This is a genomic window from Pseudomonas sp. R2-7-07, from assembly GCF_003852355.1.
Lineage (GTDB): Bacteria > Pseudomonadota > Gammaproteobacteria > Pseudomonadales > Pseudomonadaceae > Aquipseudomonas.
Genome location: NZ_CP027759.1, coordinates 3,743,398 through 3,761,464 on the forward strand (window position 1 = coordinate 3,743,398; position 18,067 = coordinate 3,761,464).

An 18,067-nucleotide genomic window follows, 5' to 3' on the forward strand; every position below is an offset into this window, starting at 1 on the left:
GCCTACATCAATCGCGAAACAACCAGGGCTGGCTAGCCCGATGCTTTGCTTCAAACGCTGCAATCGCGTCGCCGTCCTGCAAAGTCAGGCCGATATCATCCAGGCCATTGATCAGGCAGTGCTTGCGGAAGGCATCCACCTCGAAGTGATACACCTTGCCGTCCGGACGAGTTACGGTCTGCGCGGCCAGGTCCACAGTCAGTTGGTAGCCCACATTGGCTTCCACCTGCTGGAACAACTCATCCACTTCGGCGTCGCTCAAGATGATCGGCAGCAAGCCGTTCTTGAAGCTGTTGTTGAAGAAGATGTCGGCGTAGCTCGGCGCGATGATGCTGCGAAAGCCATATTCTTCCAGGGCCCACGGCGCGTGTTCACGGCTGGAGCCGCAACCGAAGTTTTCCCGGGCCAGCAACACGCTGGCGCCCTGGTAACGCTCGGCGTTGAGCACGAAATCCTTGTTCAGCGGGCGCTTGGAGTTGTCCTGGTAGGCGTAACCCACGTCCAGGTAGCGCCATTCGTCGAACAGGTTGGGGCCAAACCCGGTGCGCTTGATCGACTTCAAAAACTGCTTGGGGATGATCTGGTCGGTGTCCACGTTGGCACGGTCCAACGGCGCTACCAGACCGGTATGCTGGGTAAAAGCTCTCATCGGGATTTCCTTTAGATCAATTCGCGAACGTCGATGAAACGACCGTTGACGGCAGCGGCGGCAGCCATGGCCGGGCTGACCAGGTGAGTACGGCCACCGGCGCCCTGACGCCCTTCGAAGTTACGGTTGGAGGTCGATGCGCAATGCTCGCCGGATTCCAACCGGTCCGGGTTCATCGCCAGGCACATGGAGCAGCCCGGCTCACGCCATTCGAAGCCGGCTTCGAGGAAGATCTTGTCCAGGCCCTCGGCTTCGGCCTGGGCTTTGACCAGCCCCGAGCCTGGCACCACGATGGCTTGCTTGATGGTCGAGGCCACTTTGCGGCCCTTGGCGATCACGGCGGCAGCGCGCAGGTCTTCGATCCGCGAGTTGGTGCAGGAGCCGATGAACACGCGATCCAGCTGGATATCGGTAATCGCCTGGTTGGCCTTCAGGCCCATGTACTTGAGGGCGCGCTCGATGGAGCCGCGCTTGACCAAGTCGGTTTCCTGGGCCGGGTCCGGCACGTTCTGGTCGACGGCCAGCACCATTTCCGGTGATGTGCCCCAGCTGACTTGCGGTTTGATCTGGGTTGCGTCGAGCTCGACAACGGTGTCGAACACCGCATCGGCGTCGGACACCAGGTCTTTCCAGGCTTGCACCGCTGCGTCCCAATCAGCGCCTTTCGGCGCGAAGGGGCGGCCCTTGACGTATTCGATGGTTTTTTCGTCCGCCGCCACCATGCCCACGCGGGCACCGGCTTCGATGGACATGTTGCAGATGGTCATGCGGCCTTCGATGGACAGGTCACGAATGGCGCTGCCGGCGAACTCGATGGCATGCCCGTTACCGCCGGCGGTGCCGATCTTGCCGATCACCGCCAGCACGATGTCCTTGGCCGTCACGCCGAACGGCAACTGGCCTTCGACGCGTACCAGCATGTTCTTCATTTTCTTGGCGACCAGGCACTGGGTGGCGAACACATGTTCCACCTCGGATGTGCCGATGCCATGGGCCAATGCGCCGAACGCACCGTGGGTCGATGTGTGCGAGTCACCGCACACCACGGTCATGCCCGGCAAGGTCGCGCCCTGCTCCGGGCCGATCACGTGGACGATACCTTGGCGCACGTCATTCATCTTGAATTCGGTGATGCCATATTCGTCGCAATAGTCGTCGAGGGTCTGCACCTGCAAGCGCGACACAGTATCGACAATGGCGTCGATCCCGCCCTTGCGCTCCGGGGTGGTCGGCACGTTGTGGTCCGGCGTGGCGATGATGGAGTCGACGCGCCATGGCTTGCGCCCGGCCAGCCGCAGGCCTTCGAACGCTTGGGGCGAGGTCACTTCATGGATGATGTGACGGTCGATGTAGATCAGCGACGACCCATCATCGCGCCGTTTCACTTCATGGGAATCCCAAAGCTTGTCGTAAAGCGTTTTGCCGGCCATCAGTCGGTCCTCATCAGCGGTGTTTCTATGCGCCGGGCTTTTCTATAACCCTTTGGCTTGTGAGGCTGATGGTATGGCGCTAGATTAAATAACTCAAATTCATATTTTTCATGCTTTGGATTACCAACTGGAATACCACCATGGACCTGGCCAACCTCAACGCCTTTATCGCTATCGCCGAGACCGGCAGCTTCTCCGGCGCCGGTGAGCGCCTGTACCTGACCCAACCGGCCATCAGCAAACGCATCGCCGGCCTGGAGCAACAATTGAAGGTGCGCCTGTTCGATCGCCTGGGCCGTGAAGTGGGCCTGACCGAAGCCGGGCGAGCTTTGCTGCCGCGTGCTTATCAGATCCTGAATGTGCTGGACGACACCCGCCGCGCCCTGACCAACCTCACTGGAGAAGTCAGCGGGCGCCTCACGCTGGCGACCAGCCACCATATCGGCCTGCATCGCCTACCGCCGGTCCTGCGTACCTTCACTCGGCAGTACCCGAACGTGGCGCTGGATATTCAATTCCTCGATTCAGAAGTGGCCTACGAAGAAATCCTCCACGGTCGCGCCGAAGTGGCAGTGATCACCCTGGCGCCCGAGCCGCATAACCTGGTGCGCGCGACGCCAGTATGGGACGACCCGCTGGATTTCGTGGTGGCCCCCGAACACAGCCTGATCAGCAACGGCTCCGTCAGCCTGGCCGATATCGCCGGGCATCCTGCGGTGTTTCCCGGAGGGAACACCTTTACCCACCATATTGTCAGCCGTCTATTCGAGGCCCAGGGGCTGACGCCGAACATCGCCATGAGCACCAACTATCTGGAGACGATCAAAATGATGGTGTCCATCGGCCTGGCCTGGAGCGTGTTGCCACGCACCATGCTCGATGATCAAGTGGCGAGTATCGCTTTGCCGGGCATACAGCTCAGTCGCCAGCTAGGCTATATCGTGCACACCGAAAGGACGCTGTCGAACGCTGCGCGGGCGTTCATGAGCCTATTGGATGCACAGGTCGATCTGCCAGGGATACCGGCATGACATTGTGCGGCCTCGGGTTTCAGGTAAACCGCGCTGTCTTCCATCGAGCCAAGGCCCTTTGAATAATGCCTAACCCCGTCGATTCTGTGCCACCGCTACCCCGCATCTACGCCCTGGACCCTCAAGAGGCGGAACAACGCTGGGACAGCGCCCCGCAACTGCTGTCGGCACTCAATGCCGCGCGGCTGGGCGCGTGGTGCTGGGAAATCGAAACGGGCAAGATCAGCTGGTCGCGAGGCACTCAGGCATTGTTTGGCTACGACCCGCGCCAGCCCCTGCCCAACGACCTCAATTACCTCGACCTGCTGGCTCCGGAAGACCGTGCCCGCGTGGTACGGGCGTTTCACGCGGTGCTGGCCGGCGAACCGGTCGAACAGGCCATGCATCACCGCATCCAGTGGCCCGATGGCAGCCTGCACTGGCTGGAAATCAATGGCAGCCTGGTGCCGGACAAAAACGGCAGGCGCCGGATGATCGGGGTGATCCGCGAGATCACTCACCAGCGCGAGCGGGAACAGGCGCTCAGCCACTCTGAAAAGCGCTTCGCCACGCTCTTCCACCTGTGCCCGAACATGGTGCTGCTGACGCGTCAGGCCGACGGCCTGATCAGCGAGGCCAACCAGCATTTCGAGATGCTGTTCGGCTGGCCGGTGGCTCAAGCCATCGGCCGCACCACTCTGGAGCTGGGCCTGTGGCGTCACCCGGAGCAGCGTGCACACCTGGTCAAGGCCACCCAGCGCAAAGGTGAATCCATCACCATGGAAGTGCAGTTCTGCGCCAGCAACGGCCAGATCCACGATGGCACGCTCAGCGCGCAAAAGGTCGAACTGGACGGCGAGGCCTATCTGATCAGCACTTTCCTCGACACCACCGAGCGCAAAAACGCCGAGCAAGCGCTGAAAGACAGTCAGGAACGCCTGGATCTGGCGCTGGACTCGGCACAGCTGGGCACCTGGGACTGGCACATTCCCACCGGCATGCTCTACGGCTCGGCCCGCGCCGCCCAACTCCACGGCCTGCCGTGCGAACCCTTCCACGAATCCTTCGATGCATTTTTTGAAGGCATGTCCGATGCGGACCGCGAGGGCATGCGCCATGCGTACCGCAACCTGCGTGAAGGCCCGGGCGACAATTACCAGCTGACCTATCGCGTGCCGGTCGAGGACGGCAGCTCGCGCTATCTGGAAAGCCGCGCACGCCTGTATCGCGATGAATCCGGCAAGCCCCTGCGCATGGCCGGGACCTTGCTCGATATCACCGATCAGGTGGAGCGCGAACAACGCCTGAGCGCTTCCGAGGAGAAATTCGCCAGCCTGTTCCAGGCCAGCCCCGATCCAATCTGCGTCACCTGCCTGGATAGCGGCGCGTTTATCGAGATCAACCCGGCGTTCACCCAGACCTTTGGCTGGACCGCCGCCGAAGTGTTCGACAAAAGCGCCGAGCAGATCGGCTTGTGGGATGAGTCGAGCAAGCGCCTGCAACGCATCGAGCGGGTGATTCGCGAGCAGTCATTGAGCAATGTGGCCATCGTGGTGCATGCCAAGAACGGCCAGAGCCTGACATGCGTGATTTCCAGCCGCCTGGTCAAGGTCAATGAGCAGCCGTGCATCGTCACCACCCTGCGCGACATCACCCAGCAGCAACGCTCGGAGGCGGCGCTCAAGGCCAGTGAGGAGAAGTTCGCCAAGGCCTTTCATTCCAGCCCCGACGCCATATCGATCACCGAGCGCGACACGGGACGATATGTGGAGGTCAATGACGGGTTTTGTCGCCTGACTGGCTATCGCGCCGAAGAAGCCATCGGCCTCACCCTGTACCAGATTGGCATCTGGGCCGATGAAAACCAGCGTACCGCGCTGTTGGCCGAGCTGCAGATCAAGGGGCGCATCCATCATCTGGAAATGCTATGGCACAACAAACTGGGCGACGTGCTGGCGGTGGAGGTGTCGGTCGAACCGATCACCTTGAATGAAACGCCGTGCCTGCTACTGACCGCGCGTGACGTGAGCCTGCTGAAAAACGCCCAGGCACAGATCCGCCACCTGGCCTATCACGACCCACTGACCAACCTGCCCAACCGTGCGCTGCTGATGGACCGCCTGAGCCAGCAGATCGCCCTGCTCAAGCGCCACAACCTGCGCGGCGCCTTGCTGTTTCTCGACCTCGACCACTTCAAGCATATCAATGACTCCCTCGGTCACCCGGTGGGCGACACCGTACTGAAAATCGTCACCGCACGCCTGGAAGCCAGTGTGCGCATGGAAGATACGGTGGCGCGCCTGGGCGGTGATGAGTTCGTCGTGCTGCTCAGCGGCTTGGAGGGCTCACGCACGCAAGTGAGCGGCCAGGTGCAGGAACTGGCCGATACCCTGCGCGAATTGCTCTCCGAGCCGATGTTCCTCGACGGCCACCGCCTGCAAGTAACGCCAAGCATCGGCGTGGCGTTGATCCCCGACCATGGCACCACGCCCGCCGATTTGCTCAAGCGCGCCGACATCGCCCTGTACCGCGCCAAGGATTCCGGGCGCAACACCATTCAGATGTTCCACAACAGCATGCAGAAAACCGCCAGCGAGCGTCTGCGCATGGAAACCGACCTGCGCCTGGCCTTGTCACGCGGCGAATTCAGTGTGCATTACCAGCCTCAGGTGGATGCGCGCGGCAACAAGATTGTCGGCGCCGAGGCCCTGGTGCGCTGGCAGCATCCCCAACTGGGTGCGCAGTCGCCAGCCGAATTTATCAAGGTGCTGGAGGACAGCGGCTTGATCCTGGAGGTCGGCACCTGGATCCTCGACGAAGCATGCAGCGCATTTGCGCAGTTGATTGCCGACGGCCTGGTGGACCCGCTGAATTTCAGCCTGTGCGTGAATATCAGCCCCCGGCAGTTTCGCCAGAACGACTTTGTGGAACGGGTCGAACGCAGCCTCACACAGCACCAACTGCCCTACAGCTTGCTGAAGCTGGAAATCACTGAAGGCATCGTGATCCAGAACCTGGACGATACGGTGTTGAAAATGCGTCGCTTGAAAAAACTCGGCATCAGCTTTGCGATGGATGACTTTGGTACGGGCTACTCATCCCTGACCTACCTCAAGCGCCTGCCGGTGGACGCGTTGAAAATCGACCAGTCGTTCGTGCGCGACGCGACGCACGATCCCAATGACGCTGAAATCATCCGCGCCATTGTCGCCATGGCCCGCAGCTTGAATCTGGAGGTGATTGCCGAAGGCGTGGAAACTACAGAGCAACTGGCGTTCCTGCAAAAGCTCGGCTGCCATTTGTACCAAGGGTATTTGCATAGTCGGCCATTGCCGATAGAGGGGTTCAGGCAGTTGTTGAAATAGATGTCTTTGAAACCCAGCATTGAAACAAATGCAGCCTGGGTTATCCCTGCCCAGGTGCATCATGGTCACATCAGTGCGACGGCATGACCATGCGTCGGGACTCGCCCCTGTTTACCCCACATCTCCTCGCGGCCATTGATGACCGCCACCGAATGCCCGGTCCGGTTGCACATGCCTATCTGCCCGCGTGCAAGCTCACTGACCGACACTCTTTTCATGTGGCTTTTTAACCCAAGGCGCAGAAAGCCTTCTCCCGGACCGCTCTCATCCTCTCCATCGTTCAGACTGCGGATCGCTGCCTGAAAACTGCGACCGGCCGTACGGTCGTTGTTTTCCATCTGCGCACGCTTGGCGCTGACGGCGAACAGGAACTGCGCATCCTTCAGCATGCCTGTGTCAGGCCCGCTGAACTTGGCGCCCCGGGCGCCCTCCGCCAGCTCGCGATCGGTCAACGTGAGCCGAAAGCCATCACGCATAAGCACCTGATAACCGTCGTTCGTCCTGGTCACCTCCTTGAAAATATCCGTGGGGCTTTGACCGAATCGATACATCGCAGCCTTGATAGCCGACACTGTTACACAATTGCCATCCGGGCCCTGGCGGAAGCCACTCCAGATATTGTCCGGCTTCGCACCACCGCGCTTGTTCGACAAACCCGGAATGTTCGCTGCGGCATCAGGCCTGGGTAATACCGGTTGAGGTGTTACCTGCGGAGGTAAAGGATTAGTGTCAGGAACATGCTTGTCTTTTTTATCAGCTACGAGAGCGAGCAGCTGAGAAAAGAGTGAAGCAAATATAGCCACGATTGCACTGATCGATGGCGAGTCATTCCCGGCACTTGGAAAACTTTGCGATTTATCAACATAGGCCATGCCAGACATTATCCTGACCGATTCGCGACCAACATTGGGTCTGATCGTAGTTTCATTACTTGCAGTGAGTGCATCGATTGACAGGGACGACCTTACATCAATGACCCGCGCAATATTATTAATTGGAAAGAGTGACATAGAGTTCTCCACACAGGCATCTCCTCGAAACTAACTTTCGAAAAGATGCCTGCACTTATAAAAGATTGAAACGCGACAGCTATCGTTAGAACCTGGAACTTAGCCGATGATTAAAGCGTCCATGCCTGCCAGCGTCGACAGGACCTGGACTGGTCAGATCCGGGGCGGGAGTGTCGGGCAAAGGCGTCGGTTTTGTATCCGGCAACACTTGGGGTTGAGGCTTGATATCCATCGGCACGTTCGGCCTCGGGATATTGCCCGGAAGCACCGCGGGCTGGGGCTGGGCGTCTGGCAGTATGGGTGGCTGAGGCCGCGTATCCGTGGAAACCCTCGGTGTCGGCAGTCGGTCCGGCGACACCTTTCCATCCGGGCAATGGCAATGATTAAGGACCACATTCACCTGAACGTTTGTCTTGGGGTCATTGTTTACGCTTATCTCGGGCTTGGGCACCGTTGGCGGAAATGGCGAGGGGCGCGGCTTATTTCCGTCGGGCACGATGACCGAAACATCAGCAGGTTGCGGCAGCACTTGCACCGTGGCGGCGTCCGGTTTTACCAGCTCCTTGCGGCTATCCGGCACCACCGGCAGCGTGCCTGCGTCCGGCTTGACCAACTCCTTGCGGGCATCCGGTAGCACCGGCAACTTGCCTGCGTCCGGCTTGACCAACTCCTTGGGGGCATCCGGCAGCACCGGCAACTTGCCTGCATCCGGCTTGACCAGCTCCTTGCGGGCATCCGGCACCACCGGCAACTTGCCTGCGTCCGGCTTGACCAACTCCTTGGGGGCATCCGGCAGCACCGGCAACTTGCCTGCATCCGGTTTGACCAGCTCCTTGCGGGCATCCGGCAGCACCGGCAACTTGCCTGCATCCGGCTTGACGAGCTCCTTGGTGTCCGGCGCAACCGGTTGTTTGTCCGGATCGGGCTTAATCGCAGTCTTGCCTGAAAATATGTCGCGCATGGTCCTGAAGATGCCTTCCAGCATATCAAACAGTTGCCGCAAAGCAGTCTCGGGGGTCAGCGCCGTATTGCGCAAACCTTGAGTATCGTCAAGACGCAATGACGTCTGAAGCACCGTTGCGCCAGGGGTCTGAGCGTTCGGCTTTACAATAAGCTTATTGTTCGAAACTGCTGGCTGATCAAGGCCAGATGTATCGCCCCTTACCAAAGGCGGAGTGTGAATCGACATAGACATTCGCGAGTTCCTTTATTCCATACAACCTGACCGATTAATGGCCAGAGGGAGTGATAGTTTTAAGACTGAATAACCACAGCGCTGTTTCGCAGTCCCCCCATTCGTGGGGAGTTAGGCTATCGAGTTCCGAAATTCGCAGTTCATATAAGGAAACCAAAGCGCATTATCAGACTTTGCCTCATGGACAATTTCCGCCAAGCCTTGATTCATGGCTTATTTGAGGTTCAAGTGTGGTCACACGCGCTAATACTCGGTAGGCAAGTCACTCATCGATAACATTTCGCGCATCTACCCGTCGGTGGTTTGTGTTAATTCGCCGACAAAAAAAGGCGCCTGCAGTGGCGCCTTCTTTAGATGGATATAAGCAGTGGTCGTTGACTGGCGTCAGGCAGCCAGTGGATGAGGCATCCCCAACAGGCGACTGACCTGCTCCAGGTCGGTCTCGCGGCGCATCGCCGTAAACAGCTCCACCGCTTCGGGATAATTGCGCGTCAACATCGCCAGCCATTGCTTCAAGCGGCCGGGCGCCTGGCGCTCAGTCAATTGCGCCACCGATTGGGTCCAGAACTCCTGGAGCATCGGCTGCATTTCGGCCCAGGTCATTTCCACCACCTCTTGCCCTGCGCGTGCCGCCGCGATCTGCCGCGCCAGGTCAGGACGCGCCACCAGGCCACGGCCCAGCATGATGTCTTCGGCGCCGCTGACTTCGCGGCAACGCTGCCAATCTTCGACGCTCCAGATGTCACCATTGGCAAACACCGGCACCTTGACCACCTCCTGCACCCGCGGGATCCACTCCCAATGGGCCGGCGGCTTGTAGCCATCGGTTTTAGTACGTGCATGCACCACGATATGCGCGGCGCCGCCTTCGGCCAGCGCCGTGGCGCAGACCAGCGCGCCATCCGGGCTGTCGAAGCCCAGGCGCATTTTGGCGGTGACCGGGATATGGGCCGGCACCGCACGGCGCACATGCTCGACGATCCGGTTGAGCAGCTCCGGCTCCTTGAGCAGCACTGCACCGCCTCGGGACTTGTTGACGGTCTTGGCCGGGCAGCCGAAGTTGAGGTCGATCACCTGCGACCCCAACTCGCAGGCCAGGGCGGCGTTTTCCGCCAGGCATACCGGGTCAGACCCGAGCAATTGCACGCGCAGCGGCACGCCCGCCGCAGTCTGGGCGCCGTGCAGCAGTTCCGGGGCGAGCTTGTGGAAATAGGCAGGGGTGAGCAAGCGGTCGTTGACGCGGATGAATTCGGTCACGCACCAGTCGATACCGCCCACGCGGGTCAGCACGTCCCGCAGGATGTTGTCGACCAACCCCTCCATGGGCGCCAAAGCAATTTGCATGGAAAACACTCAACAAAAATCGTGGCGCAGTTTACTGGGTTTCCCCCAACAACCGTTAACCCCCTGTCAGCGCAGACCCATAGCCCTCGATAAACTCGACGGGCATGCGCTTGGGCCTGCCGCTGGACAGCTCGATGCATACGAAGGTGGTTTGCGCGCGCAGCAAGGTGGTCCCATCACGCGGGCGTACCAGCTGGAAACGCCGCGTCATCTTCAGACGCTGGTCCCAATCGACGATCCACGTGGCCAGTTGCAGTTCATCGCCTTCGTAGCCGGCCGCCAGGTAGTCGATCTCATGACGCACCACGGCCATGGCACGGTCCAGGCGCCGATACTCGGTGAGGTCCAGCCCCAGGCGCTGGGAATGGCGCCAGGCGCAACGCTCCAGCCAGGACACGTACACCGCGTTATTGGCGTGCCCCAGGCCGTCGATGTCCTCAGGGGCAACCTGCAGATCGATGATAAACGGCGTTGCCAAATCCCAGCCCATGCCTTGCTCCAGTCGATTGATGTCGGCGGGCGCAGTGTATCAGGCGGTTTGGCGCGCCTGTAAATGGCAGCTTGCCAATAGGGCAAGTACGCCTTCGATCACGCGCGGGTCGGCCAGGACCTTCTGATGCCCGCCCTGCTCCAGGCGCAGCAGGCGGCTGTCGAACCAGGCCTCGTGAATGGCTTGAGAGGCCTTGACCGGGACGAATGTATCGTCTTCGGCATGCACGATCAGGCCGGGAAGGTTCATGTGGTAATGGGCGACATCCAAGTGCTTGAGCGGCATGCCGAAAGACAGCTCCACCGCGTGGATAAACGCCGAACGCGCACGCGGCGGCAAACCCACCATTCGCGTGAAACCGCGCAGCGCATCGAGGAACCGCGACGGCGCAGCGATACTCACTAACGCCTGCGTGCGCAGCCCCAGTTGCACCGCCAGCATCGCGCTGGCGCCGCCCATCGAGTGGCCGACCACCGCATGCAGCGCAGGCAGCTCAGCCGCCGCCTCGAGCATGGCACGGGCGAACAACAGCACGTTTGCTTCGCGCCCCGGCGAATGCCCATGGGCCGGACCGTCCAGCGCAATCACCGAATAGCCGTTCTCTACCAGTGCCGTAATCAGGCTGGCGAACTGCGTAGGCCGCCCTTCCCAACCGTGCATCAGCAACACCGCCGGCCCCTGCCCCCAGCGCAGCGCCGACAGGCCGAAACGCAAGGTGATGCGCTCCGCTTGCGCCAGCAACGGCAGCTCCCACGCGCGCGGCGGCAGCTCACGGGGCGTCATGAAGGTGCGACGCATCCTGTTGGCCGCCATTTGCGGTGCCAGTCGGCCGACAGTGCCGTTGAAGCCACGAACCCAGGTCAAGTCGCCCATGCGGTGAACCCTCTTCAGCGTACCGCCGACTTGGCGGCGCGCAGCACACGATCGGATAGCTCGCCGGGGCCGAGGGCCCGCGCCAGTGTCAGGCCGCCGATCATCAGCGCCATGTCGGCCAGCGCCTTGTCGGTGTCTTCCGGGCTGGCCGCCAGTTGGGCTGCCATCAGCTCGCAGTGTTCGCTCAAGGCCTGGCGGAATTCGTCCGGCAAACGACCCATCTCGCCGACGGTCGCCGGCAGCGGGCACGCCTGGGCGGTGGAATCGCGGTGTTTGCGCGACAAGTAAAACGCCGCCACCAGGCTTCGGCGCTCTTCGCCGGTGAGTGTTGAGTCGATATCTTCGATCGCCGCGCGCCGCTTGGCCAATAGCTGAGTGAACGCCTCCAGCATCAGCGCGTCCTTGCTTTCAAAGTGCGCGTAAAAACCACCGACCGTCAGCCCCGCCGCCCCCATGACTTCGCCGACGCTCGGCTCAGCCGGGCCACGCTGGACCAATGCCGCGCTGGCAGCCTGCAATATGCGTTCGCGAGTTTGCGCTTTCTTGTCGCTCATCAAAGCCTCCGTCTGTCATGGGTTGAATATTATTACCATAATAATATTGCGCAAGCGAGAAGCGTGACCACTGGTCAGAACGCAAAAAGGAAGTAAGGAGAGAGTTGGCCAAACGCCAGACAAACAAAAGGGCCATTCAATAATTGAATGACCCTTAAAAATCCCGCAAAGCGGGTAATCGTGGCGTCCCCTAGGGGACTCGAACCCCTGTTACCGCCGTGAAAGGGCGGTGTCCTAGGCCACTAGACGAAGGGGACACAAACCTTCTGTACAGTGATCGGTGCTTGGACCGATCGATTCAAGGACGGTGTGGCCGCAACCTTGAACCTGTAAATTGGTGGAGCTAAACGGGATCGAACCGTTGACCTCTTGCATGCCATGCAAGCGCTCTCCCAGCTGAGCTATAGCCCCGATTTTTCGCCTGGCGGCGCAGCAGACCTTTCGAACTGCTTGTTGAAACTGGCGTCCCCTAGGGGACTCGAACCCCTGTTACCGCCGTGAAAGGGCGGTGTCCTAGGCCACTAGACGAAGGGGACAAAACCTTCTGTACAACTGATCGGCGCTGAGTGCCGATCGATTCAAGGACGGTGTGGCCAGACCTTGAACCTGTAAATTGGTGGAGCTAAACGGGATCGAACCGTTGACCTCTTGCATGCCATGCAAGCGCTCTCCCAGCTGAGCTATAGCCCCTCATCGGTGAGGACGGGGCGAATCTTAATGGCGGTTTCGAAACGTGTCAAATTTATTTTCAACAATTTTCAAAATTTTTTGCCGGGATAACAATCACTTACCGACGAAACCCCGGAAAACCGGGGTTTCGTCCCTGCAGCCGCCTGCTTAAGCGATAGCGCCCAGCAGTTTTTCCCACTCTTTGTTTTCTTTCTTTGAAACACCACCAAGCAAATCAAGGGCTTGGCGCAGACGGAAACGCGTAAGGTCCGGGCCGAGGATTTCCATCGCGTCGAGCACCGACACCGAACTGGCCTGCCCGGTAATCGCGGCAAACATCAGCGGCATGGCATCGCGCAATTTCAGTTCCAGGGAGTCGACCACCGCCTGGATCGTCGCCGTGATCGCGTCCTTCTCCCATTGGCGCAGACTTTCGAGCTTCCACAGGATCAACTGCATCAGCTGGCGTACCTGGTCACCCGAGAGCTTTTTCGATTCGAACAGCTTGACGTCCGGGTTCACGCCACCGGCGAAGAAGAAGCTGGCCAACGGCGCGACCTGGCTGAACGTCTCCACCCTGCCCTGCACCAGCGGCGCGATCTTCATCATGTACTCGGGGTTGAGCGCCCATTGCTGCACACGGCTGGCGAACTCTTCCACCGGCAGGTCACGCAGCCACTGGCCGTTGAGCCACGACAGCTTCTCGATATCGAAAATCGGCCCGCCCAGGGAGACGCGGGACAGGTCGAAATTATCGACCATTTCCTGCAGCGAGAACTTCTCGCGCTCATCCGGCATGGACCAGCCCATGCGCCCCAGATAGTTGAGCATCGCCTCGGGCATGAAGCCCATGCGCTCGTAGAAGGTCACCGACGTAGGGTTCTTGCGCTTGGACAGCTTGCTCTTGTCGGGGTTACGCAGCAGCGGCATGTAGCACAACTGCGGCTGTTCCCAGCCGAAGTATTCGTAAAGCAGGATCAGCTTCGGCGCCGACGGCAGCCATTCTTCGCCGCGCAGCACGTGGGTGATGCCCATCAGGTGATCGTCGACCACGTTGGCGAGGAAGTACGTCGGCAGGCCGTCGGTCTTCATCAGCACCTGCATGTCCATGCGATCCCACGGGATTTCGACGTCACCGCGCAGCATGTCAGGCACCACGCATACGCCTTCGCTCGGCACTTTCATGCGGATCACATGGGGCTCGCCGGCGGCCAGGCGCGCGGCCACTTCTTCTTTCGATAGCAGCAATGCGCGGCCGTCGTAGCGCGGCGTCTCGCCACGGGCCTGTTGCTCGGCGCGCATCTGGTCGAGTTCTTCGGCGGTGCAGAAGCAGGGGAACGCATGGCCCATGTCCACCAGCTGCTGGGTGTACTTTTTATAGATGTCGCTGCGCTCGCTCTGGCGATACGGGCCGTGAGGGCCGCCGACGTCCGGGCCTTCGGCCCAAGTGATACCCAGCCAGCGCAGCGCATCGAAAATCTGCTGCTCCGACTCGCGGGTGGAGCGCAGTTGATCGGTGTCTTCGATCCGCAGGATGAATTCACCGCCGTGCTGCTTGGCAAAGCAGTAGTTGAACAAGGCGATGTAAGCAGTGCCGACGTGGGGATCCCCAGTAGGCGATGGCGCAATGCGCGTGCGGACGGTGGTCATGGCAGGTCTCGAATGGGCGATATAACTGAAAATTGAAACAAGGGGCGAATGGTAACAGCCTGGGTGATTTCTGGAAAACCGAGGCGCGGCCATCGGGGGCAAGCCCCCTCCCACAATTGACTGCGTTCACAAATTAAAAGTGTGCCATCTCCCACATCTCGATTTGTGAACACCGTTAAATGTGGGAGGGGGCTTGCCCCCGATGAGGCCAGTGAAGTCACCGCCAATCAAACCGCCAGCAAGCGCTCCCGCAACTTGCCAATCTCATCCCGCGTCTGCGCCGCGGCCTCGAACTCAAGATCCCGCGCCAACTGGTACATCTTCTCTTCCAGTTGGCGAATCCGCTTGGTGATCTCACTCGGCGAGCGCAGTTCGTTCTCGTACTTGGCGCTCTCTTCGGCGGCCTTGGCCATGCCCTTGCGCTTCTTGCTGCGCGAGCCGGGCACGGTGGCGCCTTCCATGATGTCGGCGACATCCTTGAACACGCCTTTGGGCGTGATGCCATGCTCCAGGTTGAACGCGATCTGCTTCTCACGCCGGCGATCGGTCTCGCCGATCGCCCGCTCCATCGACCCGGTGATGCGGTCCGCATACAGGATCGCCCGGCCATTGAGGTTACGCGCCGCACGGCCGATGGTCTGGATCAGCGAGCGCTCGGAGCGCAGGAAACCTTCCTTGTCCGCGTCCAGGATCGCCACCAGCGACACCTCCGGCATGTCCAGGCCTTCGCGCAGCAGGTTGATGCCCACCAGCACATCAAAGGTACCCAGGCGCAGGTCACGAATGATTTCCACACGCTCCACGGTGTCGATGTCCGAGTGCAGGTAGCGCACGCGCACGCCGTGGTCGGCCAGGTAATCGGTCAAGTCTTCGGACATGCGTTTGGTCAACGTGGTGACCAGCACGCGCTCTTCCAGGGCCACGCGTTTGTTGATTTCCGACAACAGGTCGTCGACCTGGGTCAGCGCCGGGCGGATTTCGATTTGCGGGTCCACCAGGCCAGTCGGGCGCACCAACTGCTCGATCACCCGGCCGGCATGTTCGGCCTCATAGTTGCCGGGCGTGGCGGAGACAAAGATGGTCTGCGGGCTGATGGCTTCCCATTCGTCAAAGCGCATCGGCCGGTTATCCAGCGCCGACGGCAGACGGAAGCCGTATTCCACCAGGGTTTCCTTGCGGGAGCGGTCGCCCTTATACATCGCGCCCACTTGCGGCACGCTGACGTGGGACTCGTCGATCACCAGCAAGGCGTCCGGCGGCAGGTAATCATAAAGGGTCGGCGGCGGCGCACCGGACTCGCGGCCCGACAGGTAGCGCGAGTAGTTTTCGATGCCGTTGCAGTAGCCCAGCTCCAGGATCATCTCCAGGTCGAAGCGGGTGCGCTGCTCCAGGCGCTGGGCCTCCACCAACTTGTTGTTGGCGCGCAGGTATTCCAGGCGCTCGGCCAACTCGACCTTGATGCCCTCGATGGCGCCCATCAGGGTTTCACGCGGGGTCACGTAGTGGCTTTTTGGGTAGAAGGTGAAGCGCGGCAGTTTGCGGATCACCTCGCCGGTCAACGGGTCGAAGGCCGACAGGCTTTCAACTTCATCGTCGAACAGCTCGATACGGATCGCTTCCAGGTCGGATTCTGCCGGGTAGATATCGATCACATCGCCGCGCACGCGGAATGTGGCGCGGGCAAAGTCCATGTCGTTGCGGGTGTACTGCAGGCTTGTCAGGCGCCGCAGCAGTTCGCGCTGGTCGAGTTTGTCGCCACGGTCGACGTGCAGCACCATTTTCAAATAGGTTTCCGGGCTGCCCAGACCGTAAATGCACGACACCGTGGTGACGATGATCGCGTCCTTGCGTTCCAGCAGGGCCTTGGTCGCCGACAGCCGCATTTGCTCGATATGGTCGTTGATCGACGCATCCTTCTCGATAAACGTATCGGAGGACGGCACATACGCTTCCGGCTGATAGTAGTCGTAGTAGGAAACGAAATATTCGACCGCGTTGTTCGGGAAGAACGCCTTGAACTCACCGTACAACTGTGCGGCGAGGGTCTTGTTCGGTGCCAGCACCAGGGTCGGGCGCTGCACCTGCGCGATCACATTGGCGATGCTGAAGGTCTTGCCTGAACCGGTCACCCCGAGCAACGTCTGATGCGCCAGGCCGGCCTCGATACCTTCGACCATCTGGCGAATGGCTTCCGGCTGATCGCCGGCGGGTTCAAAACGGGTGACGAGCTGGAAATCCGACATAACGTACCTCGTGTGGTCACCCCAGACTCAATACCGCCAGGGACGAAATAGCTCAGCAACCCGCGAATAGTCATCGCAGGCTGCAGGAAAAAACCATGATAGCCGTAGTAGTGGTGACGAATGTGACGGGTTTCAAGGTAATCGCCCTACCTTCGTCCGGGATCAATATTGCAATAAGACTAACGGTCGGCAAATAAACCGAAAAACTTGGCCGAAAAGCCATTTCGGCTGTCGCCCTCAGCAGTGATGGCCTCTATACTAGCTCCCCGTTTGTGCACCGCTCTAGTGCATCCGGCTGGAGCGCGACACGTCCCTCCCTTCCCCCATAGAGCTGCCGCAAAAATGAGCCTGTTCTCCGCTGTCGAAATGGCACCACGCGATCCAATCCTGGGCCTCAACGAAGCATTCAACGCTGATACACGAACCACCAAGGTCAACCTTGGCGTGGGCGTTTACTGCGACGAGGAGGGGAAGATTCCACTCTTGCGTGCCGTTGCCGAAGCGGAAGCCATTCGTGTGGCGCAACACGCTGCCCGTGGCTACTTGCCGATCGACGGGATCGCCGCCTACGACAAGGCCGTGCAAACCCTGCTGTTCGGCGCCGAGTCGCCCCTGCTCAACGCTGGCCGCGTGGTCACTGTGCAAGCCGTCGGCGGTACCGGCGCGTTGAAAATCGGCGCTGACTTCCTCAAGCAGCTGCTGCCCGACGCCGTCGTCGCCATCAGCGACCCGAGCTGGGAAAACCACCGCGCGCTGTTCGAAACCGCCGGTTTCCCGGTGCAGAACTACCGCTATTACGACGCTGCCACCCACGACGTCAACCGTGCCGGCTTGCTCGACGACCTAAACGCTCTGCCGCCGCAGTCCATCGTGGTGCTGCATGCCTGCTGCCACAACCCCACCGGCGTCGACCTGAGCCCGGCCGACTGGCAGAACGTGCTGGACGTGATCAAGGCCCGCAACCTGGTGCCGTTCCTCGACATGGCCTACCAGGGCTTTGGCGACGGCATCCACGAAGACGCCGCCGCCGTGCGCCTGTTCGCCGAATCGGGCCTGACCTTCTTTGTGTCCAGCTCTTTCTCCAAGTCGTTTTCCCTGTACGGCGAACGCGTGGGCGCCTTGTCCATCGTCAGCGAATCCAAGGAAGAAAGCGCGCGCATCCTGTCTCAGGTCAAGCGTGTGATCCGTACCAACTATTCCAACCCGCCGACCCACGGCGCGGCGATCGTTGCAGCGGTACTGAACAACCCTGAACTGCGCGCCCAGTGGGAAGCCGAACTTGCCGAAATGCGCCTGCGCATCCGCGGCATGCGCGAGCAGATGGTGGCCGAACTGGCCAAGGCGGCTCCTGGCCACGACTTCAGCTTCGTTGGCCGCCAACGCGGGATGTTTTCCTACTCCGGCCTGAGCGTTGAGCAAGTCACCCGCTTGCGCAGCGAGTTCGGCATCTATGCCCTGGATACCGGGCGTATCTGTGTGGCGGCGTTGAACCAGTCCAACATTGGTGCTGTGACCAGCGCGATCGTTCAGGTGCTGTAAATCTGCCAGCGTTATACGAAGGGGGAAGCCAATGGCTTCCCCCTTT

The 18,067-nt window shown here is 60.5% G+C and carries 13 protein-coding genes and 4 tRNA genes; 3 read left to right on the forward strand and 14 right to left on the reverse strand.

The genetic code is table 11. The features are described 5' to 3' along the window. Positions 1-7 precede the first annotated feature (7 nt). The gene (gene leuD, locus C4J86_RS17125) at positions 8-649 is read right to left on the reverse strand and encodes a 3-isopropylmalate dehydratase small subunit (protein WP_124371258.1); all 642 of its coding nucleotides are present in this window, start codon (positions 647-649) and stop codon (positions 8-10) included. An 11-nt stretch (positions 650-660) separates the two neighbouring features. Next, positions 661-2,079: a 3-isopropylmalate dehydratase large subunit gene (leuC, locus tag C4J86_RS17130; protein WP_124371259.1), complete on the reverse strand. Its 1,419-nt coding sequence runs from the start codon at positions 2,077-2,079 to the stop codon at positions 661-663. 140 nt (positions 2,080-2,219) lie between these two features. On the opposite strand from leuC, the gene C4J86_RS17135 reads away from it, so the two are divergent. Further along, entirely contained in the window at positions 2,220-3,110 is an 891-nt protein-coding gene (locus tag C4J86_RS17135; protein ID WP_124371260.1) for a LysR family transcriptional regulator, read from the forward strand. 65 nt (positions 3,111-3,175) lie between these two features. Next, on the forward strand, positions 3,176-6,454 hold the full coding sequence (locus tag C4J86_RS17140; protein WP_124371261.1) for an EAL domain-containing protein: 3,279 nt from the start codon (positions 3,176-3,178) through the stop codon (positions 6,452-6,454). 65 nt (positions 6,455-6,519) lie between these two features. Here C4J86_RS17140 and C4J86_RS17145 read toward each other — a convergent pair whose 3' ends face one another. From C4J86_RS17145 to uvrB, 12 genes are all read right to left on the reverse strand, one after another. Then, positions 6,520-7,335: a hypothetical protein gene (locus C4J86_RS17145; protein WP_372239270.1), complete on the reverse strand. Its 816-nt coding sequence runs from the start codon at positions 7,333-7,335 to the stop codon at positions 6,520-6,522. Positions 7,336-7,549: 214 nt separating this feature from the next. Next, entirely contained in the window at positions 7,550-8,659 is a 1,110-nt protein-coding gene (locus C4J86_RS17150; RefSeq protein WP_124371263.1) for a hypothetical protein, read from the reverse strand. A 384-nt stretch (positions 8,660-9,043) separates the two neighbouring features. Further along, positions 9,044-10,003: a tRNA-dihydrouridine synthase gene (locus C4J86_RS17155; RefSeq protein WP_124371264.1), complete on the reverse strand. Its 960-nt coding sequence runs from the start codon at positions 10,001-10,003 to the stop codon at positions 9,044-9,046. 55 nt (positions 10,004-10,058) lie between these two features. Next, positions 10,059-10,493 (reverse strand): thioesterase family protein, encoded by a 435-nt coding sequence (locus tag C4J86_RS17160; protein ID WP_124371265.1) that lies wholly within the window; start codon positions 10,491-10,493, stop codon positions 10,059-10,061. A gap of 39 nt (positions 10,494-10,532) precedes the next feature. Beyond that, positions 10,533-11,366: an alpha/beta hydrolase gene (locus C4J86_RS17165; protein ID WP_124371266.1), complete on the reverse strand. Its 834-nt coding sequence runs from the start codon at positions 11,364-11,366 to the stop codon at positions 10,533-10,535. A gap of 14 nt (positions 11,367-11,380) precedes the next feature. Next, positions 11,381-11,920: a TetR/AcrR family transcriptional regulator gene (locus tag C4J86_RS17170; RefSeq protein WP_124367685.1), complete on the reverse strand. Its 540-nt coding sequence runs from the start codon at positions 11,918-11,920 to the stop codon at positions 11,381-11,383. Between the two features lie 181 nt (positions 11,921-12,101). Beyond that, positions 12,102-12,177: transfer RNA gene (locus C4J86_RS17175), tRNA-Glu, on the reverse strand. 78 nt (positions 12,178-12,255) lie between these two features. Further along, positions 12,256-12,331 (reverse strand) — tRNA-Ala (locus tag C4J86_RS17180). 49 nt (positions 12,332-12,380) lie between these two features. Then, a tRNA-Glu gene (locus C4J86_RS17185) sits at positions 12,381-12,456 on the reverse strand. A 78-nt stretch (positions 12,457-12,534) separates the two neighbouring features. Next, positions 12,535-12,610, reverse strand: a tRNA-Ala gene (locus tag C4J86_RS17190). Between the two features lie 147 nt (positions 12,611-12,757). Beyond that, positions 12,758-14,239 carry a glutamate--tRNA ligase gene (gltX, locus tag C4J86_RS17195; RefSeq protein WP_124371267.1) on the reverse strand — a complete coding sequence of 494 codons (1,482 nt, stop codon included), beginning with the start codon at positions 14,237-14,239 and terminating at the stop codon, positions 12,758-12,760. A 227-nt stretch (positions 14,240-14,466) separates the two neighbouring features. Beyond that, positions 14,467-16,482 (reverse strand): excinuclease ABC subunit UvrB, encoded by a 2,016-nt coding sequence (gene uvrB / locus C4J86_RS17200; protein WP_124371268.1) that lies wholly within the window; start codon positions 16,480-16,482, stop codon positions 14,467-14,469. Positions 16,483-16,824: 342 nt separating this feature from the next. Between uvrB and C4J86_RS17205 the strand changes: the two genes are divergently transcribed. Then, the gene (locus C4J86_RS17205; protein ID WP_124371269.1) at positions 16,825-18,021 is read left to right on the forward strand and encodes an amino acid aminotransferase; all 1,197 of its coding nucleotides are present in this window, start codon (positions 16,825-16,827) and stop codon (positions 18,019-18,021) included. Positions 18,022-18,067: the final 46 nt, after the last annotated feature.